Source organism: Algoriphagus terrigena DSM 22685 (assembly GCF_000429445.1).
Lineage (GTDB): Bacteria > Bacteroidota > Bacteroidia > Cytophagales > Cyclobacteriaceae > Algoriphagus > Algoriphagus terrigena.
In genome coordinates this window covers 87,796-111,837 of sequence record NZ_AUBW01000014.1, presented here as the reverse complement: position 1 = coordinate 111,837, position 24,042 = coordinate 87,796, and the positions used below count along the sequence as shown (strand labels likewise).

The following is a 24,042-nucleotide window of genomic DNA, read 5'->3' as shown; positions in this document are numbered from 1 at the left end:
TATGGAAAGACAAAAACACGGAATTCCGGCCTTGGTGTCCCTTTTTATTCCGGGGCTGGGCCAATTGATTAAGGGTGATATTCTAAAGGGGATTCTTATCTGGCTTATTGGGGGAGTTTTGACTTTTTTCTTTTGGTGGACAGTGATCGTCCCTGCCATCATTTACATCTGGAATGTCTACGATGCGTACAATTCGAATTGATCTTGCCTGAGATGAGATACTAGGAAAGCCCATTTCCGGGTTGGCTATTACTTGTCGATGTAAAAAGGTTGGGTGACCTGTACCGTGCACAAATTGTCAGTATCAAAATGGCACGGGCGCAGATTCAAAATTGAAAAAAAACCGTCAGTAAATGTCTCCAGGAAGCCACTGTCGCCTCTTAGCTCCAATCGTGATGTTCAAGCCTTTGGTAAGTAACTTTAACGGAGAGAATTCTATTGGTAGCGAGAATGATTTGAGTTTAATGCCTTCCCGATTGATTTCATAAATTTCATCCCACAATCTGGCATCACGAAGGTTATAATAACCAATAGCTCGCTCCAGTGCAGATTTGATCCGTCTGCCTTTATTCACATCTTTTAGACGAGTCGGGGAATATCCATTCATCAAGCGGTAGAGTCGCCGCTCGACCCGCGCGAGCAAAACTTCCAATTCCTTTCCCAAGGCCTGAAACTGTTCGGAATTGATCTCCATGTCTCAAAGTTAATCCTGAAATTGAGTCTGAATTTTTCAGGACATTTTAGTACGTCAATTGGCTTCAGAGATTACGTCGTCTTATTTTGACCGAAATATATTCGGATGTCATTGACAAGAGCCGCACCAAGATCAAAAAGAAAATATCCAAGCCTTTTCCAGAGGTGTCAAACCTAAACTGGTTTGACTTTCATTTTTTTGACATAACTGAGTATCCAATCGAAGTGATCCCTTGAGAAGCTTTTTGCAGCGTTAGTTCGGCGTAGACACTTGGCGAGTCCCAAACTGTCAAAACGGTCGCATGACCTCGATCTACAGCGATACTTACGCCTTGCCGGTTAACTGGAGAAAGATATTCTTTTTGGAGATCCTCGTCCACAGTCCAGCTAATGGTCTCTATCCCTTTGACTCCCAATTTTTCGTCTAATTGATGTTGATTGTCAAAATAATAGTATTGATACCAACTGTACGAATCGCCATCACCTTTGGAAGGTCCTGATCGAAAACGTGCTCCTCCTTTTAATCTGTCATTCTGAAAGTAATAGGCAACAAATCGACCCAAGCCTTCGTCGTACACTAATCGATCGTCTCCAGCTCCTTCATACGGCTCTGGCATATCAATCTCCTTGTCATAGGGTTGCTTAGAAAAGAACATCTGGGTTTGGGTAATAGCCTCTTTGGGGTTTCCCCAAGCTCCAAGCTCAAAATCCTCAGATTCTATTTGTATTAATCTTTCGCTGGTACCGATCCTTTTTCCTGACCGTATCTCTACTTTTAACTTGTATTCTCCGACGATATCGACTGGAGCTAAATAAGTTACATTGGTCTCGGAATTCCAGATCACAGGGTTGAGGCCTGAATAAGATCCATACCAGGTATAGGTAGCGTCGTCTATAGGATTAGGAAGCACCGCTTCCAGCTTGACAACCTGTCTGGAAACTACAGGTGAGTGCCCCAGTACAATTTGGGGTGTTAATTCAGTCGGTTCATCCGACTCAGCGCATGACCAAATGCCGAAGCACATCGTCATAAAAATAAGGTGTCTTTTCATTTCCATTGAATCTACCCAACAAAACTATGTTTTATTTTATTAATAGAAAAGCCGATTCTAAGACTGATTTATCGATGTTGAGCTGTTAGAATTTCGTGAGATAGCCATCATTATTGACCATTCCATACAAGGACCGCTCAAACTGACCCTCTCTAGCCGGATCAGACTGACCCCTATGGACGTATATTTTTTGGGATTGGAACAGTGGACTTTCGAAGAAGCCAACCTCTGTCTTAGCTTTCCAGAATTCCACTTTTCAGACCCAAAATTCAGGCAACTCTAGGCTATCCCTGGTTGATTTAAAAAGATTGAGTAGCCTGTGACTTGCGCAAATTGTGAGTATAAAAATGGTGCAAGTTCAGATTAAAACGGCAGCCAACAACTGTTAGAATGGGAAATCAAAGCCCCCCTTTATCCCCGCCTGATATTCTACGGGTTTTTCTATACATAATTACCGTAGGCACTATTATTAGAGGCATCATGATAAGAAAAGCCGGTGATGAAAACTCATAGTAGTAATCCGGGTAGAAGATCCAGAGTAGTAATAAAAAGAAATAGTATATAACTATAAATGTCAAAAAGTAGGGGAAGAGCCTTAAGAACCTAGCCATCTCTTCTGGGGTTTCGGGAAAAGGGGACATGCCTGTTTGATTTTAGTGTGACTTTCTTTGTTTATCAATATATTGATTTTTAGTTTGTTGGGCAACTTACGAAGTATTAATTGATGTTTTTACTTGATAATTGAATGATCTCTAGGAGGCCTTTTTGAGGCCGAATGTGAGGAACACCATTATTGGTGTGAGTCGAACGGCCGATGATTTTGGGACCTGGCTGCCGTTCTGATTTTATAGACCGGGTTTTTCTTTAGCAAGTGCGTTGGATTGGGTCGTTTTCAGTGCAGTAAGGGCGCTCGACTCCATAGTTTGGGATTTTTTTCCGCACGAGTAGTAAGCCACAGATAGGTGGAGTTAGCTATCGCAGAGCGATCAGTGTCTTTTGGCAGTGAAAATAACCCACCATGCCTATCTGGGAAATTAAACCAGTGTTGATAAACTATTTTTTCAATTCCTTCTTCAGCCAATTTAGCCCGGCTCCTACACATGGGACAAGAGACTACGGCATAAAGCTCCCGCGCGCTCCCATGCCCGTTTATTCCGTTTCCTCTTGCCCTTAGTGCCGGCTCCGTGCTGGGACAGCTTCATAAGTATTTGTCAAACCAAAACACAAAAACTATGAAGACTCAAGTCAAAAAAGCGTCTAAGGGAAAAAGAGCTTCCCGCGCACAAACCAAAGAATCTGTTGCGGACATCTATGGGAGATTTACCGAGCTGATTATTGAAAAACTCGAAGAAGGGGTTATTCCCTGGAGGCAGCCCTGGCATGACATGGGACTACCGGCCAACTACCTCACCAAAAAACCCTATAAGGGAATCAATCTCTGGGTGCTGCTATCCCTGAGATACGAGTATCCCTTCTACCTGACCTATAAGCAGGCGCAGGAACTGGGAGGCCAGATCCGAAAGGGAGCCAAGTCTATCCCGATCTGCTACTGGAACTTCACCTATCGGGACAAAGAAACCGGAAAGACAGTACCTGATAGCCAGGTAGGTCATTATCCTCTGGATAAGCTTCGCCGGTCGGGGTTTCTCAAAGAGTTCCGGGTGTTTCCCATCGAACAGATCGACGGCATCAAATGGGAGCTTCCTGATGCCACCAAGACGAATGAGTTGCCGGTACTGGGCCGCTGCGAGAGTATTTATGCAGATATGCTCAATCCGCCAAAACTGATCCACCGAGGGACGGAGGCGTTTTACAGAACCGACTTGGATCAGATTACGATGCCGGAAAAGCGATTATTCCGAACCAGTGAAGAATACTTCGGGGTTTTCTTCCATGAGTTGGTCCACGCGAGCGGCCATGAGGACAGGCTTGGAAGGGTAGGAATTACAACTCCACAGCGATTCGGTTCAGAGAACTACAGCCGGGAGGAGCTGGTAGCGGAAATGGGAGCGGGGTACCTGAATAATTTGACGGGCATCCTGAACGATCAACTTTTGGAGAATTCGGCCGGATACATTCGCTATTGGCTGGAACAGCTCCGAAACGACAGCCACCTTATCATTGAAGCGGCGGGGAATGCCCAGAAGGCCGTAGACTATATTCTTATGAAATGTCCTTTTTAAAAGAAAGGGGGAGACCCCTTTTTTGGTCATAATCTAGGCTCATTTAAAAAGGGGCTCCTACTTGGCAATAAAATCAAGCTGCTTAAGCGATTCACTATCGGTCAGCGCCCATCGGGCCCATATATTTACAGGAACTTGATGATTTTTTTAACCTGTAGACTTTGAGATAGCGCTAGAGTGGTAAACTTTTTGTTCTTTTCGAAGAAGCGGTCATCCGACAGCCTGCTGAGCTTTTAACCGAGATCCTTTCTTGCAATACTAATACTCTAACGGTTATTGACTTTTCTATTTATCCTGTGAAAAGTCATGGCGTTCCAAAAGTTAATAACATGAATTTCAGAAAGCTAGTCAAAGAATCTTTGTCCATGCTGGACAAATCCGATAAAGGGATCATCTTCCAGGATATTGACAACCAGATTGTCCACGTCGCCGATGCGGCATTTTACGGAAAACAGGTCTTTCCAAAGAATCTTGTCCAGATCCTCAATGACAATTTCAATATGTCCGGTTTTCCCATTGACGATCCGCAGTTCAGAAAAGATATCCTGGAATTATTGGGAAAGTATGAAGTCGCTGCAAAACAAAAGACCAGGAAAAAGAGCGTGGAGCTGGATCCGGATTTCGGGAAGATCGTTTGACAGGAAATGCCTTTGATCAGTTTTTTTGAGTCAGTCATATTTTCTTGAATTTGTGTTAACAATCGGCTCATAATTTGACAGATTTTGCAATAATTCGATTTGATTTCCAAAGAGAGTGTAATTGACTAGCTTTAAATATGTAAGGTAAAAGGGCACAAAATGTCGAGCTAACTCTCCTTTGCAAACTTCCGTTGCCGTTTCCCACGCAGCCGACACCTTCGGGCTGAGCTGGATTTACTAACAACTAATGCTGCCTTCGTTTTTGATGTTGCCCAGATCAAGATTGAAGCGGTTTTAGCCTTGGAAATCCCTGTCCCTCCGAGGGGATCGGTGTCGGTTTTTCCTCTCCGGCCCTTGACATTGAGGATCTAAAGATCATCTAAACAAACGTCTGATCAGAAATTCGTAAGAGACCTTAGTGTTGAGTTTTGGATGTATTCGGCATCTGATCCGACACTTCATGGCTAACTGGAAAAACTTGGCGATTGCGCTCAGCTCGAGGCGGTGTTGTAACTACATCTTGGACCAAAAGGAGTAAACTTCCAAATCGAAGGTTCCGCCGTTTTTCTTTTGTACTTTGCCGAGAATGCGGTTTTACCGCTGTTTTTTACCCGGATGATAGTAGATTTTATTTATATCTTTAATAACAAAAAAGAGCCTGATTGATATCAAAATAAGTTATGCCTTGGTTTAGAGAATGTTAACATGAAGGAAGAGGAAATTCGAAAGCAATTATCACTTACGTTGGACATTGAACCCGGGAACTATAGTCGGATTCTTGAATTATCTACTCAACTAGCATCATTTGACAACGAGCATGTTAGATTTTCTGTCGATGCCGGTGTAATTGACCGCCTTGGGCGGGAACTTGTTGCTCGACATGAAACCGCAGTTTCAGAGTTGGTTAAGAACGCCTATGATGCTGATTCTACATATGTTGAGATAATCTTTCACGATGCTAATTTATCAGGTGGCACCCTTACATTAGAAGATGATGGACACGGAATGACTAAAGATCAGTTGGTGAACGGCTTTATGAAAATTTCCTCATCAGATAAGTTCCACAATCCCATTTCTCCAACTTACAAAAGAGCAAGGGCGGGAAAGAAGGGTATAGGGCGATTCGCCACACAACGTCTCGGAAGCAAGCTGACAATTGTAACCCAGACTGATGAAAGTCTATTTGCATTGAAGATTGAGATTGACTGGTCTCATTTCGACAAGGATCAGAACCTCATTGTCATCTCTAACGCCATTACTGAAGTCCCAAAGGAACGTCAAAAAGGTACAACCTTGACTATTAGTAACCTTCGAGAAACATGGACGGGGGCTGCAATTCGGCGGGTGTATAAATATTCGATTGATGTGATCCAGCCATTTCCACTTTCTAAATCTGATTCCTCACAAAACGATCTGAAATCTGATCTGATTGAGTTTTCTGATCCTGGTTTTGAGATTAGATGCTGGCAATCAATCAATGGAGGCCTGGAAGAAGTGGCAGATAGTGATACAATGATTTTTGAACATGCTTTGGCAGAAATTTCAGGAGAGGTTGACGGTGTAGGAAATGGATCATGGGATATTTCTAGTCCTAAATTAGGACTTTACGATCACTCTGATATTAGTAGTAGTGTGAGAATAGAAGGCCAATCTTTCAAACACATTAGAAATGTAAGATTTAAAGCTTACTATTTTATATATAATATCGGGATGATTCCTAAAATGGTAACTGGTTACATTCAACAAAAAGCCAATGAAGCCGGTGGTTTTCGCTTATATCGAAATGGGTTCAGAGTACTTCCCTATGGCGAACCTCAGAATGATTGGTTGGGCTTGGATGAGTCCCTAAGAAGACGTGTTATTCTCCCATCCCATGGTAATAACAATTTTTTTGGCTTCGTAGAAATAACTGATCCAAGTAATATAACTTTTCATGAATTGTCTAGTCGTGAAGGCTTGTTTAAGGATGCCGCTTACGACGAGTTGGTAGATTTTGTTTATCGGTCGATTTTGGGTTCGGTACTACGGATTGCGGATTTCCGAAAAAAGAAACAAACAACCGGACAGAAAAATTACCTAAAAGAAGAAAGGACTGCCGCGGAAGAGGTAAGTGATCTTGCTGGGGAACTTGAGGGTTTAGCAGATGAGATTGACAAAGAGAAAGATGATAAACTCTCGAATGGAATCAGAACTAATGAAGAACCAGATCGGGGAAGCGAAGATAAAAACGAGAAAAGGAATGAGTCATCAGAAGATCGTTCAAAAAGATTCCGGGAGTTTGCGGAGAAGTTACGCGCTGCTGCGGAAAGTTTGGAAGAAATTGGCATGCTTCGGGTACTTGCTGGCTTGGGCTTAACAATTGGTGAATTTACTCATGAAATAAAGCAGTATCTTCCAGCGTTCGATGTTGACTCGGAGTATTTAATTGATAATACAGATGAAGGATCCGAACTACAAAAAAGGGCATTAAGATTGAAAACTTCCTTCAACTCTTTTAATACATATGCCTCTTATTTCGACGAAACTATTTCGCAGAATGTACAACGGGAGCTGACTGTAATTGAGTTGCGTGATGTGATTAATCGGTTTTTAACAGTAATAGTTCCAGATACTGAACGAAGTTCATTAACAGTTTCTCCAATTTTTAGTGATTATGGTTTGTTCACTTGTAAAATGCACCCGTCAGAATGGGCATCGATACTCTATAACCTTTACAGTAACAGCAAAAAAGCGATTAAGCGGGCAAAAATCCTGGGAAATATTAGAATAAAGGCGGGTAAAACAGATGAAGTCGTGTATCTGGAGTTCAGTGACAACGGCGATGGGATTCCACCAGAAAATGAAGAAAAAGTATTTAAAGCTTTTTTTACTACTTCTAGTCAAGCTGGCCATTCAGGAACCATTCATGAGGAAATCGCCGGCACGGGCCTTGGCTTGAAGATTATTAGCGATATCGTGCTTAGTTATGGAGGGGAGATATTTCTGTCATCTCCCGATGAAGGATATAAAACAACATTTCGTATAGAGGTACCAATCGCCTCTGAAGAGGAAATCTCTCAATATGACTTATAATTTATTATACATAGATGATGACCCTAAAGACAGCATTGTTGACGGGTTCAATACGACAGGATTAATTCATGTTACAGCTGTACGACCAACGTCATTTGAAAAACAACTAGCAGAGTTGTTTGAAGATGGAGGTAAGTATCAGGGGTTGATTTTGGATCTCAAATTAGATGAAAACCTTTCTGGCGATCGAAAGGCCTATTATTCTGCTACTACATTAGCGCAGCAGTTGCGTACAAAAGTAAGTGAAGGAGAGTGGTCACATGAAATGCCTCTAATTTTGTTTACTACCCAGCAAAAAATGAATGCGGCTTTCAGTGGGGATACGTTAAGTAAGCAATTATTTGATATCCTTTTCACCAAAGAAAGAATTACCGATAAGAAATTGCAGGTCAAAATCCATGCAATTGCGGAAGCATATTTCACCATTGCGAGGTGGAAGCCGAATATTGCAAAAATGCTCGATCTTGAGAACCTGGAAGGACTTGATAAGCGTATATTTTCTGAACAACTAATTACCGGCGAGGGAACAGTTTCCTATAGTTATTCGAAACATATCCTTGATGAACTGATCCGCAAGCCTGGCCCACTGATTGATGAATCTTATTTAGCAGCAAGACTTGGTATAGATATTAAACAGTCAGAAACATGGTCGGATTTTGCTAAAGAACACCTTCAAGAATGCAAATATACTGGAGTATTTTCATCTGGATGGAATCGCTGGTGGATGCATAAGTTAAATAAGTGGTGGGAGGTAAATGTTGAACCACAACCACTTGCTACATTAGATGCTCGCGATAGAGTGGAAATGCTAAATAAGAAATTCGATGGTAGATTGGTCGTTGCAGATCCATTGCCTAAAGCGACGAGCTATCGCTATTGGGCGATTTGTCAAGGGTATAATCAGCCTCTCGATCCGAGGGAGGGCTTGAGAATTGACGGACCGGAACCCTTGCCCTGGCAGGACACAAAGTACATGTCAATAGAGGCTGCATTGGAAAGAGTAAAAAGAGATGCCGGACTGCGTATTCATCCTGGGGAACGGGAACGCTATAGGAATATTCTTAATTCTTTACAGTAATGGCAATTAATAATAGAGCAAGGGCTTTTCGTCTTAGCAGAGCAAGCGAGCTGGAGCAATTTGGGCGTGTTCTCAATAAAGCTGGGATTTGTGACACATCTAAAATTTTTGAAGCGGCTAATCAAATAAAAAATTTTGATTATGTTCCCAAGATCGAACTTAGTGATCCAATTAACTATGATTTTTGGGGTTACGATACCGGGGATATAAATTTCTATTTTGAGCAACTTCCAAGGCATACACACCCCGAAAACGCAACAAATCTTTGTTTGTCTTTAAGTGTGCGTCTCATTGCCGACTATCAAGAGTTCAAAGTGGTTTGCGATCCATATAGATACCTTGAGTTTAATATTGTAATTAGTGGAAATTATGTTAATGGAAATACCGGAAAAAGCTCTGAACTGATTACGTCATATCACCTTGATCGACACATCTTCAAAGATGGAGATAATACCCCGGAAGATTGTCACCCGATTTATCATCTTCAATTTGGAGGGAGGAAATTGGAAAAGAAGTTTAGAGATTTCGGCAATTCTTTGATTTTAGATGCACCCCGGGTGGTTCATTACCCGATGGATATTATTTTAGGTGTAGATTTTGTCCTATCTAATTTCTTCTCGACGTCGTGGCGAAAATTGCGCCAAGATGGGGAGTACGTAAATCTCGTTCGCGATTATCAATCTTACATATGGAAACCATATGCGCATACTAAGGCCTCACACTGGAAGCCCTTTGCTCAACAAGACATTTTCTGGAATCCCGCTGCAATTTGGCCGCAACTATTAACTGGAATTTAATGGTTTCTGGAATTTTTAATTTATTACGTAAGTATTCGGATGACACCTTTAAAGTCAACAGTATTATCATCAGTGCGTACTTAAGGGTAAATGGAATTGACGAAGTTTTAAATGAAGAGATACAACGTCATAAAATTTTAGATGGTAGCGATGAATCAAAGATATTAGAGGAATTTATCGGTCAGCTGAGTGATGGTGAACTAGATTTTGAAGGGCTAATTGAATTGTTTGAATTTGTAATTTCTCCTTCAGACAAAGTTATGAATGGCGCAATTTATACTCCTAAATCAATACGTGAGTATATTGTCAATCAGGCTCTTGAGCGTTCCAACGTCTTGTTAGATCAAATATTGATAGCCGATATTTCCTGTGGATGCGGAGGATTTCTCTTAACTGCTGCCAAAAAAGTAAAGTCGATCACAAATAGGAGTTTTTTTGATATTTTCAGGGATAATATTTTCGGAGTAGACATAACTGGATATAGTATTGAAAGGGCAAAACTGTTGTTGTCATTATTGGCCATTGGTAGCGGGGAGGATCAGAGTTTTTACATTTTTAACCTATACGTCGAAAATTCTTTAAATTTTGATTGGCGGGAACATGTATCTCTAGTAAATCAAAATGGTGGCTTCGATCTCGTTGTCGGTAATCCTCCTTATGTGGCATCTCGGAACATGGACGCAGAGACCCTGAACTTGTCACAAAATTTTGTAGTAGCTCGTACTGGCCATCCTGATTTATATATTCCATTCTTTCAGATTGGATTTGAAATGTTGAACGAAACGGGGATTTTAGGTTATATCACTGTAAACACATTTATAAAAAGTATCAACGGCCGTGCGCTAAGACAGTACTTTAACGACCAAAGTATCAACCTGGAACTTATCAATTTTGGCGGTGAACAGGTTTTTAAAGATAGAAATACGTATACATGTATTTGTTTCTTATCCAATGGTAATAGTAATGGTTTAATCCGATATAGGCGATGCTGGAGTAGAGAGCTTTTGAATCTAGAGAATCGTGATTTTACAATATATGATTATCAAGATTTAAACCATTTTGATGGATGGAATTTAACTAACTCTCGGGTTATTGATAATTTTGTGTCGGTGGTAGAACAAACTGGTCGTCAATTTAAGGAGCTTTATACGACGAAGAATGGGATTGCTACCTTGAAAAATAGCATTTATAAATTTGTGCCTGTTAGAGAAGATGAAAACTATTATTTCCTTGGGAAAGAGAATGAAATATTTCCAATAGAACGGAGGATATGTCGAAATATTGTCAATGCAAATAAATTAAAGAATTCAGACGACTTAGCTGATAAAATTGAGAAAATAATTTTTCCTTATTTTGTTCAAGATGGAAGGGTCATCATAATTACAGAAGAAGTACTGAGGAGAGAATTTCCGCTTACATATAGATATTTATTTGTTCATCGCGCCATTTTAGCCAATCGCGATAAGGGACGAGGGGAGTATGAGGCTTGGTATGCCTATGGAAGACGCCAATCTCTGGATATTAATCAACTTAAATTATTCTTCCCGCATATCTGTGAGCGTCCAAGATTTGTTATTTCTCAGGACACGGACTTGCTGTTTTATAATGGTATAGCCGTGACAAGTAATGATTTGGAAGAATTGATTTTGCTTAAGAAACTAATGGAAACTGATCTTTTTTATTATTACATACGTGCGACGACAAAGGACTATTCATCCGGTTATATCTCTATGAGTAAAAATTATTTAAAGAATTTTGGAATATATAACTTTACAGATGAAGAGAGAAGAGAGTTTTTGTTAACTGCTACTCCGAATCAATTTATACTTGAAAAATATGGTTTAGAAATTCCAAATTTATGAATTGAATTAATGTATTTTTAAATTATCAAGGTTGGCGAACTTGTAAGTAGCGTGACTGACCCAGTGGACTACTGCACCGGCTTCAACCTGGCTTAACTGTTATTACGTTTCTGAATGATAAACATTGGTATACATAAATTTGATTTGTCGGCAGAAATGGAGCGAATAGACGAATTAGACATAATTTATTAAACATGACAATCATAGTTGGAATTGTGACAAAATCATCTGCGGTAGTGGCTAGTGACGGAAGAATTTCTAGTGGTGCTGTTTATGAAGGAGAAATTCAAAAAAGTAAATCAAGCGTACAATCAGATGAATTTGACAAGACTTTTTCTCTCAAAAATGGAAAATTAATTGGGGCAATCTCAGGTACAATGAGGTTTCAACATAAATCTACAATTGAGCATATAGAATCATTGGTACAAGAAAATAGTCTCATTCCATACTCATTGGATGAACTTGCAAAATGTATATGCGCAGGACTCAAATCTGGTTTATTAGAAGTCTCAAATGAAGAAGTTCTTTTTCGATTTAGATCAATTGATTTGATTCTAATAGGGCCTAAGTCACATTTTGACTTGACTTATCAAATGAAGAGTTGTAGAATAAAACCAAACGAGGCAAGTGCCAGTATAGATTATACGATTGATACAGTAGACCCCGTAAAAGATGACCACGCTCACTGGCAATTGTTTGGTGATGATAATTCCCAATCCATGGTTAATGCTTTTTTGAAAAGAGAAGTTGGTTTACTCACTAAACGGGACGAAAAGACACTTAGGTCGATATCTTATAAAGCGATCAGACATGGTATTAAGTATTCTACGGTTAGCAAATCAGGAGATCATCAAACCTGCGGAGGAAAAGTCTATGTTAAAAATGCCACTTAAACTGCTTCCAAAAGACAGAACTGAAGAGATAGGCCCTCAGGCATGATAGATAAATAGTAACCCATCACTATTTTAGCCAACAGATCCACGGATAGTAGGGGTGGGTCAGTTTAGAGCGGGGACACATTGGTTAGTTTGAGTGAAATAGTCACTATCGTTTCAAATTCTAAAGTGCAGGATCAAATCAGGCACCGTTTAAATTTTGGCGTTTTGGATTCATTGATTCTGCGTTTTGTCTTCGTTTTTCCAGGAAGTTTTGCGAATCAGGTTGGTATGTGGTGAATGGAATGATCGGCCGAGGTTACTTCTGTGCCAGCTTCAACATGGTATAACTATTAATATTACATTTCTGAATGATAAACATTGGTAAGCATAGATTTGAATCGTTCGCTCATATCCTGAATGCGGACCGGTCTATTCTCAAGCTCAATCCAGCACTGGAACGACTTGGTTATCGGTTTCTATGGATAGATGCCTCGATACTTGAGCGTGATTTTTCTGAGATAGTAAATGTTCCCAAAGTCATGAATAGACCGTTACCTGTGATGATAGGACGGGAACAGCACGGTATTTCTCACGAACTCCATCACGCTTTAATCCATTCAATTTCGTTTGGATTTCGGTTTATGCACCTTGAGTTTCCCGGAATTATTTTGCTACGACGGATAGCTGATTTTGAATTATTGGGCGATCAAACGGATTTTTTGGTTGAAACGCGCGAGTTTAACGTGTTTTTTAACTTTACCCAGGATCTTCTGTTGCAGCTACGCCTTTTCAAAATCGGTGAAATACGCGTTTCCCAGTTTTTCTCCATTACTTCCGAGAGCAGGCAAATTGGATTGAGAAAGGTAGAGATATCGATAGGAGCAAGTGGTAGCTACACCTTGAGTGATGAAGAGGCGCAGATGTTGTCCGATAGATTGACAGCTAAATATGACATTAATCCCTTTGTTGAGTTGGCCGTCAAGAACTTCTGCGTTGCCTATGATCTACCAGACGTACGCTTGCGCTTTATCACAATGATGACATGCTTGGAAAGTCTCTTCAATCTTGGAAAGGATCAGATAGCCCATACCATTGCGAGGCATCTGTCTCTTGTGATTTCTGCAAACAAGGATCAGTTCCAGGATAGTTACCGGAAGATCAAAAAGCTTTACGGCCAAAGAAATGCAATAGTCCATGGAGGACACTACAAAGGCCAAATATTGGAAGATTACCTTATATTATCAGACTATGTCAGAAAGGCAATCATTTATTGTAACTCTCCGAATTTGTCAAAGGAATCCCTGTTTTTTGACTTAAACGCTGGAGGTATAACCTATTCTCCCGAGATCAATTAGAAAGAAGTAACAACCATTCATTCCGGCAGGCACTATGTTCCATCGCATTTAACTCTTAGCGATAATGACTATAAGATCACATATATTCAGTTTTATATCTCTCAAGGAAAGTTACGTGCTGAAATGGAACGGTGATTTTGATTTATTAGGGGAATTTCTGACAATTTTTAAATATGAGTATTTACATGAGAGTCGGTCTATCCGAATAGATCCCGTACAAATCAATTCACGCGAACTATTTGAAAACTTTATTGAATTTGTTAACGCCAACGCCGATCGCATTCCAAAAGAGATTAATTTCTTTCAAAGATTTCTAAAGTCTCTGCCCAAAAATCACTTTTTCTTTGTTGTTTTCGGTACAATAGACTCAACAGAAAGGCTCATGCAGTATTTTGATAGTCTGAGAGAAATTCATGACAAGAATGGGATTCCCGTTAACAAAGTTGCTCATTCAAAAGACGCATTGGCTTTGCTCAAGAAATATGATCTCAGCTTCTATGGGCATCAAAGAAGGCTTGTGGGATACGAAGGATCTCATAAAATGGACCGCGTCTGCAGGTTTTGCGGGGGACAAAATGGCCAATTTGACGCAACCGGCGGTCTTGTGTCTTTTCGAAACAAAGCACATGTGATCCCAGAGTCACTTGGGAATAAGAAGCTCGTTTCCATTGATGAGTGTGATAATTGCAATAGCAAATTTGGAAGAGGTATTGAACAATCCCTGCTAGAATACTTTTCCGTTTTTAGGGCGTTAAATGAAATAAAGGGCAAGGGAGGAAAGAAAAAATTGGTCGGGAAAGATTTCGTTTTCCATCCCGAAAAAGGATTTGAAATTAAATACCCTGGCAATATTGATGAAAATACCCAGAGCCTAAATTTAAAGCTTAAAACCAATAGTTCTTTTATTCCCCAAGATGTCTATAGAAGTTTGGTGAAGATGATCATTAATGTTCTCGACAATCCAGAACTAGCAAGTGTGCAAAGAACTATCGATTGGGTTAACGGAAATTTTTCCGCAGGTCTTCTGCCCAATATTATGATAGCTCAAAGTCACGATTTTTATGTCAATGACCCAATGTTGGTTACATATAGAAGAAGGATAAATGAGCATGCTTTCCCTCATGTTGTTGGAGAGTTTCGGTTTACGGATATTTCGTTGTGCTTTGTCGTGCCCTTTTCTGATAATGACCGAAGGACATTTATCAGGAACTCAGACTTTAAAAAGTTTTGGAATGACTTTGAGGAATGCAGATCAAAAACCAGCTGGATGGAGACGTCTTTTTCTTCAAAAAGCCCCAGAAGGACAGTCATTAATTTCAAGTTGGAAGGATTAAAATTCGGCGAGAATTTTTTCCACATGAAATCGAAGGACGTAAACCCATAACATGGATTTGCCAATAACCAGTGTTTGGAGGAACGGATAAGATCGGTTTTAATCACAGTATCAATATTTGGTTTAATTTGAACATATCTTTTAACATATGCTTTCTCCAAAACCCTCAGGTGTAGAGGCCGAAAAATTCGAAAAATGGGTGGATTGGACTAAAAATAGTCTGCATAACATTATGGAGTATGGCCAGAGTAATAAGGGTAGACAATTTCCTCTGGAGAAAATGATCTCGAAGTCTATAAGGGACTACAAGTCTGGAAATGAACTAAGTGTGAAAACATTGGCTCACATACTTGACTTCATCGAAAATATGGAATTCCTTCGAGTTAATGACCTTTCAATTTTCAGATCATTTAGAGATAAGTTGTCTTCTGGGCCAGCGAAGCAATTTGAATATTTGACAGGTCTGTGGTTTGAAACCAAAATTGCTAGTCTGCTCATTCAAAAGGGAATCGAATTTAAGTGTCCAAGCCCCGATCCTCCTGATTTTGAAGTTAAAATTAATTCCCAGACTATTTCAATCGAATGCTATTGTCCGAGAATCAAAACAGCATCTTCCATTTATCCAAAACTCTTAACGTCTTTGGAGACAAGAAAAGTAAAAAAGTACAGGAATCAGACATGGACAACTGGTGGTCTCGCGGTTCTTTTTTTGGAAGGAACCTGGATATTGCGTTCACAAGGCGACGGGATTTTAGATGCCCGATATTCATTGCCGAATGACATTAGGAGCACCCTAAGGGAGTTAGAGGAAAATAGCTTCTATAACCTCATTGTCCTACTATGGTTTGGACGATTGACAGATTGCGGTCAAAATGGATCTACCATCTCCTGTGTGTACACGCCGACTATGATTTCAGACCCGCATTTGTTGACTTTTATTGACAAGTTGTTGGATCGGTTTAACATAGAACCTGAGATAAAAATCATGCTGCCAGATCTTCCCGATGACATAAGTTAATATTGAAATGATTGAAATAAATACTGCCAATTAATGGGAAATGTATTCCGATACTTTGAACTCTAAAACGCATCTGAATCAGAGGAGAATGAATTAGCTTGTTGGTACACATGTATGTCGTTGTTATGCCCTTGGTTGCAACTTACAGCGAAGTGAGAAATCAAATAGCAAATAACCCCATTACAAGCTGTCCAATCGAACTGATACTTGAACCATATTCTAGTATCTGCTTCGCTAAGCCAGGGTTTATCCTACCGTGGTTTTCGACTTGTGATTTCGCTAGGACTATATCATTGATGATCTTTTGTTTTGTCGTGTCGTCTACGCTGCTGTCGAGGTTAATCGCTTCGATGATACTGTCTGCCTTAGTTGAAAATTTTGTCGAATTACCTATGCTCACATTTTGCGATTCGATCACAAAATTGTTGGTTGCACCCTGTCCATGGACAGAGATGTTATACTTACCTTGTTCTTGCATCTGAAGTTCTTCTTTTAGGTATTTGGAACCCTTAAAGGTGATTTTGGCTTTAAACGGTTTCGGTTCTGAATTTCGAATATGCTCGTTGAATGGGCTTTCGGTCCACTTTGTCTTGCTTGTAAGAGGATTCGTCTCAACAATAAAAGACATGTATCTTGTCTCCTTTCCTGAATATTTAATCAGGCCTTCCTCCGAGAGCTCCTGTAGGATGCTTCTGATCTCTTCCTCTGGTTTATCGGAGAGCAATTGTTCAACAGGATGTTCTATACCATCCCCTTCAAATTGTTTTAGATAGAGAAGTAGTCTTGTATAGTTGTTCATAAATACTCTTGAGTTAAGTCTAATCTGATGTATGAAATCCCATTTTTTAAAGAGATGTTACGCATAATACAAGACTTCTTTAATTTCTATATTATTTTTCGGAAATATTAGATCAGTGTTTCTTGAAAATCGCACGAAAACAGCTATTGCATGATATACACTAGGCTACCTGTAACTTCACCACTTCAAGCTCAGCACCTTTATCAAAGGCTTCTTTTCCTTTTTCCAGCACGAGTTTGGTCATTTCACTAGATAAGTAGTAATGACCGCAGTTTGTGCAAACATCCGCAGGCACTTCCTTGATCAATAAGATGGTACCTCCTTTTTCAAGCTTAACAGTCACATGGCCTTTTTCCGTGTTTCCGTTTTTACAAATTGTGCATTCCATATCTATTTGATTTTTGATTTGAATTCCTTATCCCACAAGTTGGGATCAGGTTGATAAGCGGTAATGATTACGCATTTGCTTTCAGGTTCGTTTATAGCAATGACCAAATGCAATGGCCTATGGTCGATCTTGCCTAATACTAAACAACTTGGGAAAGGCTTATCGTTCGGATAATCGCTTATAATTTCCCCAGATTTGATCACGTTTTCGATATCGTCGGTCGAAATACTGCGACTGAACATTTGATTGATGGCGTGATCGCTGTAAATCAATTCCCTGCATCTGAAATAAACGGAATTCATTTTCAATTATTCTTCGCCCTAACTGATGCCTTCAACCCTTCCAGTTTTTCCTGACTGGCTTTCAATTGGTTTTCCAAGTTTTTTACTTGGTCAGAGGAAGAACCTTGGTACATATTAATGATTCCATGATTTCCTTCGTAGTTGTTGAAGGTATTATTGTATGTGGCCTTTTCTTGATGACTAAGTATAGATTCCGGTGTCACCTCAAAAATATCCGCTAACTCTTTAAGTCTGGTTAACGTGATGTCGGCTACATTGTTTTCAATATTGCTATAAGCTTTTGTTGATATACCTAACGCCTTGGCAACATCTTCCTGTCTAAGTCCGACCTTTTCTTCTCTTATTTTTTTTAGATTTTCCCCTACGCTCATCATATTTTCCGATCTAGTTAAAAGTCAATATTATTCTCTCTAAGAAGAACCTCCAGCAGTGAGATGCGCTTCCTTTCGCTTTCAATCAGGTCCTGCTGCAAATTATAGATAATTTTAAGAGTGGATTGCTGTCCTGACTGGTCAATTTTTATTGTACCTTGATTACCATTGTTATTGTGAATTGTATTGTAGAATTCTTTCTTTTTTTGCTGGTAAGTCAGAATATATAGGGAGGTACATCCTAAAATATCAGCAATTTCTTCTAATCGACCAAGAGTGACATCAGCAATGTTATTTTCAATATTTGCATAAGCTCGTGGGGTAATATTCAACTTATCGGCGACATAGCTCCGTTTGAAATTCTTTTCTAATTCTCTGATTTCCCGAATGTTATCACCTATTTTCACGATGTCAGAGATTAGAAATCAAATGGGATATTATTCTCAATTAAGAGCTTTTCAAGCTTCGGAATCCTTTTGACCTGTTCAAAATAAAGCTCCTTGTAGGCTCTTCGTATTTCCTCTTGATCAATACCTTGAACATTTATAATCCTGCCTTGATTGCCATTATTGTTGTTAAAGTAGTTTTTGATTCCAGCAGGAGCTTCATCAAGTAGAATTAGGTCAGTCACCGTAGTTGAAAGCCGATTTGCGATTGCTTCAAGGACGCTGAAAAGAAAATCTCCTCCATTCTCAATTTCGACATATTTTTCTTCCGAAATCCCTATTTCCTCTGATATAGATTTCGTTGACAGTTCTTTCTGAATCCTTAATCCCTTGATATTACTTCCTATGCTCATCGTATTTTTCTGTTTTTTGATGTTTCAAATATAGCAAACTTCTGGTAAAGGAAGTTTAACTTCCTCTATTGGAATCCAATTTTTTTTTGAACAGGTTGCTTGTTCTTTTATTTGGGACATGACGTTTTTCAGGATTCTATCAATTGGAGATTCTCGAATTTATGTATTTCAGTGGATTTTCACTGGCATGCGGAGTATTGTTTCCATGCTGTCCGGTTTGACGTCAAATTTGCTTGAATTCACTTCTTTCGATATCCTTTTTCGAAGAAAGCCTAAGAACCCGATTTAAAACTTAACACACTTTTTCTCCCTGATCGCTCCCGCGAGGACTTTGTACACACCGGTGGGACTATCACTGAAATCAGAGAGTGCCGAACCTCATGATGGAAGATTTCCCGACTCGCGATAAGGAAATCGGGTAGATCCATCACTTCAATCATTTCTTACTTCTTAAAAAGTCCCGCAAGGCTTACGGGAATTGGCTTGTCCGCCGTGGCGGAGTTTGTCTAGTTCCCAGCGCTCCTAGGGCATTTAACAGCATGAAAAAAAATCTATTCACATGCTTCCTGGCACTGCTATGCCTTGCCGGAAGCCCATCATCAGCCCAGGGCAGAGTTGCTGATTCACCCCCGGGATTTAGTTTAGTTGATACGACTGGTTCCGTAGGGCAGGAGGGAGGCATCCCTTCTGCCCGAGTGGGGGAGGGTTCGGTCCTGATCTATGGGGAACTGGTCAATCCGGACTCCCTGGCTCCGCTTCTGTTGGTGACTACACCCTATTATCTGGATCCCAATTCATCTTACCTGAGATCAGAGCAGGAGATCGTACCGCAACCGGGAGAGTTCTTCGACGGGGTGCTCAATCCCAAGGTCCAGAAGTTTTCCGCAGTTCTGGAATTGGGCGCGCGTCCGGGATATTTCTCCCTGTTGCTGGGGGATCGGCCGCTGCTGGAGGATTTTCTGGTCTATCCAGACGATAGCCTCAAGCTCAGTCTAGACCTGTTGCGGATGGAGGTCCTGTTTGCCGGGAGGAATGCGGCCTTCTATGAGGCGCAGTATGCGGTAAAGCGGGAACAGAGACGTAGCTACTTTGACGCTCCCCGACAGCTGATCACTTCCCGAAATGCGAAGCTTTTCAAAAGACCGGAGAGCCTGGCCAAGATGGCGGAGTTTGAAGGACAGTTTGGAGCCGAACTGCTGGTATTGGAACCGGGAAAAGAAAGTCTAGACTACCTGTTAGCTGGATTGGAAAATCCGGTGGGGTTGGAAAGGCAAATTGCCGTATTGGACCGGTTTGCGGATCAGTTGAGTTTAGAAGAATATGACCTGCTCCGGGCGGAAACTGTCTGCGGTTTCTACTATTCGGGATTGTCATCCTACCGTAAGTTTCACCATCCCTATGTGGAAAGTCTGCCCGAAGCGGAGAAAAATGCTTATCGGAATCGGGTTGGGAAATTGATCTCCGAAGTGAAAGGGCAGGATTTTGGGCTGGAGACCAGGCTTGTTTCTGCGGCCTTCATGAACCTCGGTCTGGAGCTTGTTATTCTGGATGCGATCTGGGAAGGGAAGTCCTTCCTGGCGGCTGTCGACGAAGCCTATTCAGGTGAGGTCGCTGACCGAATCCGTGCAGCATACCTTTCCAATTACCTGTCCGCACTTCCGGATCAGGAGAATTACATCAACAAATTCTTGGCGGTGACCAAGACTTATCCGTGGCGGGAGAGAATCCTGAGTCTGGAGCGGTCCCATATTCCGGGCGACACCATTATTCCGGTTTCGATGGTGGGGCTGGACGGGAAGACCTATGACCGGGAGGATCTGACGGGCAAACCCACACTCCTGTACTTCTACTTCAGTACCTGTTCCCACAGTGCCGATTACTTTAAAAAGCACCTCTTCCCGCTTTACCAGCAAACTGCCGATCTCGGGTATCAGCTGATCGCTGTATCGGTAGATCAGGATCCGGAATTATGGAAATCGAGGATTGACAGGTACTCCGACCCCTCCATCCTGAACCTGAACCTCAGGGAAGAGGACAAAGAAAGATGGCGCAGCTATTACGAATTGTATGCTTACCCCAAGACGATGCTGCTGGATGAAGCGGGAAGAATCGTCGACTTCGACATACGCAATCTGGGGACGGACTCCGGGTCTTTCCGGGCCGGTTTCCTCAAGCTCTACCACAAAGAAATCTTACACACACCTTTTCCGGCCAATAACCTATGACAAAAAATCTATTGCTGTTGCTTTGTTTCCTACTTTGGGAAGCGGCGTATTCCCAGAGTCAGACCAGGACTCTGGAAGGGCAGGTGACTGCCGTGCATGACCGCTCCCCACTGCCGGGAGTGAATGTGGTACTCAAGGGGACAGCCCAGGGTACCGTCACAGATCCGGAAGGTCGGTTTAAGTTGACGATTCCAGAGGGGGATGCAGTTTTGGTATTCAGCTTTATAGGATACCAAACCCTTGACTATCCGGTACCGCAGGGAGAGTCTTCGGTAGCGGTTGCGCTCAAGGAACAGGAAATGGGACTGGAGGGAGTTACTGTTGTCTCCACGGGTTTCCAGCAGCTGCCTCTGGAACGTACCACGGGTTCGTTTGTGGGCATCGGTCAGGAACTGGTGGACAGGAGGGTGTCGACCAATGTGATTGACCGGCTGGAGGACATCACCCCGGGGCTGATCTTTAACCGGGACCAGCCCAGTCTGGCCAATGGGGAGAGCATCACCATTCGGGGAACGGCTACCCTGATCTCGAACAGCCAACCGCTGATTGTGGTCGACAACCTAGCCTATGACGGCCCTCTGTCCAGCATCAATCCCAATGACGTGGGGAGCATGACTGTATTAAAGGATGCGGCGGCGGCCTCTATCTGGGGAGCACGAGCCGGAAACGGCGTGATTGTCATTACCACCAAGAAGGGGAATTTCGAGCAGCCGGTGCGGGTCAACCTAACCTCCAATCTCACTTTCAGGCCAAAGCCGGACCTGTTCTACTATCCGACCATGACGATCAATTCGTTGGTGGACAAGCAGACCGAGCTTTACAAAAACGGGTATTACCGAAGCCAGCTGACCAATTCCCGTAACCCGGTGGTCAATCCGCTTGCCGAAGCTTACTATGCCTTTGAACAGGGCAAAATCACCGAGCAGGAACTTAACGGGATAGTGACCACACTCAGAAACTCGGATCTTCGGACTGACCGGGATGCCTACCTGAACCGCAGTGCTGTACTCCAGCAATATGCCGTTAACGTTACAGGCGGATCCAAAAATTACAGCTATCAGGCCAGCGCAGGCTGGGACAAGAACCAAAGTTCACAGGTCGCCTCTGACGACTCCCGGATTACACTCTCCACGCGGCAAACCTGGAAAGTAGCCAAAGACAGGCTCAGGGTGGGAATGGGAGCCTATTGGGTACAGGCTGTTTCTGAACAGGGCACACCCGCCACTGGCAACCTCAATCCCTACGATCGGCTGGCGGATGAATCCGGTAATCCTTTGCCGGTATTTAGGGACTACAGCGTGAGGTTTAAAGATAAAATGGCTGACCAACTGGCCTACAGTTGGGACTATGTTCCACTGGACGAGATCGGATTGAGCCCCACCCAGACATCGGGCAATGACCTGAGGCTGTTTACAGAGCTGGATTATACCATTGCCAAAGGGCTCAGCGTATCGGCAAATTACCAGTATTGGACCAACAGCCGAACTACTGTCAATGACAGCCCTTTGGAATCCTACGTGGCCAGAAACCGGATCAATACCTTTACCGAGTTTGGACCTAACGGGGAGACGATCTACCATCTTCCGGTAGGGGGAATATTGGAACAGTCCTTTGTCAACGCCTTCAGCCATAACCTCCGGGGACAGCTGAACTATGGCAGGGAGTGGAGAGAGCACCGCCTGAATGCCTTTGCCGGAGGAGAAATCAAAGACCACCAGAGCGAGGGGTATGAGACGACAACGTATGGCTACAACGGCGAGAACGGAACCTCCATGCCGGTGGACTACATCACCCGGACCACAAACCTGGCGACCGGAAGGCTGCAGAACGTTCCTTTTACCGAGGAGTTTAGCGGGACCACCAGCCGCTTTGTCTCTGCGTTCGGCAATGTAGGTTACAGCTACCGCAGCCGGTACCTGCTCAACCTGAGCGCAAGAACCGATGCCTCTAATCTGTTTGGAGTAAACACCAACCAAAAGAGCGTCCCGCTCTGGTCTGCAGGTTTGGGATGGATCGTTTCGGAAGAGGACTTTCTGGATCTTGCTTGGCTGGACTATCTGAAAGCAAGACTCAGCTATGGATACAACGGCAATACCAATCCCAATGCATCGGCCATGACCACTGCCAGGAAGATTGGCTTAAGTCCGCTTACCCAACTGCCCTTCTTGAGTATCCTGACACCCCCCAATCCCGAGCTCCGTTGGGAACGGATCAAGATCATCAATGCGGGGATGGACTTTGAACTGTTTTCATCCCGGCTTTCCGGTTCGGTGGAGTATTATGACAAGCAGGGACTGGACCTGCTGGGTCAGATCCCGCTGTATCCCTCTTCCGGTTTTACCGATGCAACGCTGAACTATGCAGCAACGCATACCAGGGGATGGGATATCGCGCTCAGTTCGGTGAACATAAACAGGGCGGTCCGATGGGAAACCTCCTTCTTCCTCAGCCTAGTCAAGGAAGAGGTGACCCATATCGAAAACGATCCGACAGCCACTCAGCTGGTCCAATACACACCCGGTTTGCCCACTCCGGCCTTGGGCAAGCCCCTGTTTGCGATCTTCAGTTTTCCGTTTGCAGGGCTGAGCCCGACTGATGGATCCCCTATGGGTTACGTGGACGGGGAGCCGAGTACGGAATATGCGACCATTTATAATGAGGCCAGCCCGGAGAACATCCTGTTCCACGGGAGTGGCCGACCGACCCGGTTCGGGGCGTTGAGGAACACGTTCAGTTACAAAGGCTGGAGTCTTTCTGCCAATATTTCCTACCGATTGGGGTATTACTTCCGGCGGCGGTCGGTCAGCTTTGACGAGGTGAACCGGGGAGCCTTTTCCCACGCGGACTACGAGCGTCGCTGGCAGAAGGCGGGGGATGAGCAGCTTACCCAAGTTCCCTCCGATCCGGGAAAGGTGGATGCCTACCGGGACCAGTTTTACCTCGCCAGCAGCGCCACAGTGGAGAAGGGCGACCACATCCGGCTCCAGGATATCCGTGTAGCCTACCGTTTTCCATTGTCGGGCAAGGGCGGTGGAATCTTCCAGAGTCTGGAAGTCTATGGGTATCTGAACAATCTCGGTATACTCTGGAAGGAAAGCAGGGAAGTAGCTGATCCGGATTATCTCATGAGCCCTTCTTTGTTCTCAGGTTCGGTCGGATTTCGGGCGATGTTTTAATAGTTCAACCAGTAAATCTCCGG

General features: G+C 42.7%; 22 protein-coding genes. 13 read left to right on the top strand and 9 right to left on the bottom strand.

The window, feature by feature from the left end; all coding sequences use genetic code 11:
* Position 1: 1 nt before the first annotated feature.
* Positions 2-202: a hypothetical protein gene (locus tag G459_RS0114075; protein ID WP_026968214.1), complete on the top strand. Its 201-nt coding sequence runs from the start codon at positions 2-4 to the stop codon at positions 200-202.
* Between the two features lie 144 nt (positions 203-346).
* Here G459_RS0114075 and G459_RS0114070 read toward each other — a convergent pair whose 3' ends face one another.
* The 3 genes from G459_RS0114070 to G459_RS0114055 all read right to left on the bottom strand — a co-directional run bounded on the left by G459_RS0114070 (position 347) and on the right by G459_RS0114055 (position 2,386).
* A complete protein-coding gene (locus tag G459_RS0114070; protein ID WP_026968213.1) occupies positions 347-694 on the bottom strand; it encodes a hypothetical protein in 348 nt (115 codons plus the stop codon).
* Between the two features lie 190 nt (positions 695-884).
* A complete protein-coding gene (locus G459_RS0114065; protein WP_157373348.1) occupies positions 885-1,745 on the bottom strand; it encodes a hypothetical protein in 861 nt (286 codons plus the stop codon).
* Between the two features lie 398 nt (positions 1,746-2,143).
* Positions 2,144-2,386 (bottom strand): hypothetical protein, encoded by a 243-nt coding sequence (locus G459_RS0114055; RefSeq protein ID WP_157373347.1) that lies wholly within the window; start codon positions 2,384-2,386, stop codon positions 2,144-2,146.
* 591 nt (positions 2,387-2,977) lie between these two features.
* Between G459_RS0114055 and G459_RS0114050 the strand changes: the two genes are divergently transcribed.
* The 10 genes from G459_RS0114050 (at position 2,978) to G459_RS0114005 (ending at position 15,959) form a co-directional block, all read left to right on the top strand.
* On the top strand, positions 2,978-3,928 hold the full coding sequence (locus tag G459_RS0114050) for an ArdC family protein (RefSeq protein ID WP_084454513.1): 951 nt from the start codon (positions 2,978-2,980) through the stop codon (positions 3,926-3,928).
* Positions 3,929-4,257: 329 nt separating this feature from the next.
* Positions 4,258-4,566, top strand: coding sequence for a hypothetical protein (locus G459_RS27570; RefSeq protein WP_157373346.1), 309 nt, complete (start codon positions 4,258-4,260; stop codon positions 4,564-4,566).
* Between the two features lie 705 nt (positions 4,567-5,271).
* Positions 5,272-7,638: an ATP-binding protein gene (locus G459_RS0114040; protein WP_026968208.1), complete on the top strand. Its 2,367-nt coding sequence runs from the start codon at positions 5,272-5,274 to the stop codon at positions 7,636-7,638.
* Entirely contained in the window at positions 7,628-8,716 is a 1,089-nt protein-coding gene (locus G459_RS0114035; RefSeq protein WP_026968207.1) for a hypothetical protein, read from the top strand. Before G459_RS0114040 ends, G459_RS0114035 begins: the two co-directional genes overlap by 11 nt.
* Positions 8,716-9,513: a hypothetical protein gene (locus G459_RS29015; protein WP_051315232.1), complete on the top strand. Its 798-nt coding sequence runs from the start codon at positions 8,716-8,718 to the stop codon at positions 9,511-9,513. The genes G459_RS0114035 and G459_RS29015 overlap by 1 nt, the downstream gene beginning before the upstream one ends.
* Positions 9,486-11,375: an HsdM family class I SAM-dependent methyltransferase gene (locus G459_RS0114025; protein ID WP_157373345.1), complete on the top strand. Its 1,890-nt coding sequence runs from the start codon at positions 9,486-9,488 to the stop codon at positions 11,373-11,375. Before G459_RS29015 ends, G459_RS0114025 begins: the two co-directional genes overlap by 28 nt.
* A 194-nt stretch (positions 11,376-11,569) precedes the next feature.
* Positions 11,570-12,268, top strand: coding sequence for a hypothetical protein (locus G459_RS0114020; protein WP_026968205.1), 699 nt, complete (start codon positions 11,570-11,572; stop codon positions 12,266-12,268).
* 353 nt (positions 12,269-12,621) lie between these two features.
* Positions 12,622-13,608, top strand: a complete 987-nt coding sequence (locus tag G459_RS0114015) for a HEPN domain-containing protein (RefSeq protein ID WP_026968204.1) — start codon at positions 12,622-12,624, stop codon at positions 13,606-13,608.
* Positions 13,609-13,672: 64 nt separating this feature from the next.
* Positions 13,673-14,992, top strand: coding sequence for an HNH endonuclease (locus tag G459_RS0114010; protein ID WP_026968203.1), 1,320 nt, complete (start codon positions 13,673-13,675; stop codon positions 14,990-14,992).
* Between the two features lie 97 nt (positions 14,993-15,089).
* Positions 15,090-15,959, top strand: coding sequence for a hypothetical protein (locus G459_RS0114005; RefSeq protein ID WP_026968202.1), 870 nt, complete (start codon positions 15,090-15,092; stop codon positions 15,957-15,959).
* Positions 15,960-16,119: 160 nt separating this feature from the next.
* Here the strand turns inward: G459_RS0114005 and G459_RS0114000 are convergent, their stop codons facing one another.
* From G459_RS0114000 to G459_RS29005, 6 genes are all read right to left on the bottom strand, one after another.
* Entirely contained in the window at positions 16,120-16,758 is a 639-nt protein-coding gene (locus G459_RS0114000; RefSeq protein WP_026968201.1) for a hypothetical protein, read from the bottom strand.
* Positions 16,759-16,918: 160 nt separating this feature from the next.
* Entirely contained in the window at positions 16,919-17,146 is a 228-nt protein-coding gene (locus G459_RS0113995; RefSeq protein WP_026968200.1) for a type II toxin-antitoxin system MqsA family antitoxin, read from the bottom strand.
* 2 nt (positions 17,147-17,148) lie between these two features.
* Positions 17,149-17,448: a DUF4258 domain-containing protein gene (locus tag G459_RS30635; protein ID WP_026968199.1), complete on the bottom strand. Its 300-nt coding sequence runs from the start codon at positions 17,446-17,448 to the stop codon at positions 17,149-17,151.
* Positions 17,449-17,450: 2 nt separating this feature from the next.
* Positions 17,451-17,822 carry a helix-turn-helix domain-containing protein gene (locus G459_RS29010; protein WP_051315231.1) on the bottom strand — a complete coding sequence of 124 codons (372 nt, stop codon included), beginning with the start codon at positions 17,820-17,822 and terminating at the stop codon, positions 17,451-17,453.
* 14 nt (positions 17,823-17,836) lie between these two features.
* Positions 17,837-18,226, bottom strand: a complete 390-nt coding sequence (locus tag G459_RS0113980) for a helix-turn-helix domain-containing protein (protein WP_026968198.1) — start codon at positions 18,224-18,226, stop codon at positions 17,837-17,839.
* A gap of 11 nt (positions 18,227-18,237) precedes the next feature.
* A complete protein-coding gene (locus tag G459_RS29005; protein ID WP_051315230.1) occupies positions 18,238-18,618 on the bottom strand; it encodes a helix-turn-helix transcriptional regulator in 381 nt (126 codons plus the stop codon).
* 539 nt (positions 18,619-19,157) lie between these two features.
* On the opposite strand from G459_RS29005, the gene G459_RS0113970 reads away from it, so the two are divergent.
* Together G459_RS0113970 and G459_RS27550 are read left to right on the top strand one after the other, a co-directional pair.
* Complete coding sequence (locus G459_RS0113970; protein ID WP_026968197.1) at positions 19,158-20,843, top strand: TlpA family protein disulfide reductase; 1,686 nt, start codon at positions 19,158-19,160, stop codon at positions 20,841-20,843.
* Positions 20,840-24,019, top strand: coding sequence for a SusC/RagA family TonB-linked outer membrane protein (locus tag G459_RS27550; protein ID WP_051315229.1), 3,180 nt, complete (start codon positions 20,840-20,842; stop codon positions 24,017-24,019). The genes G459_RS0113970 and G459_RS27550 overlap by 4 nt, the downstream gene beginning before the upstream one ends.
* Positions 24,020-24,042: the final 23 nt, after the last annotated feature.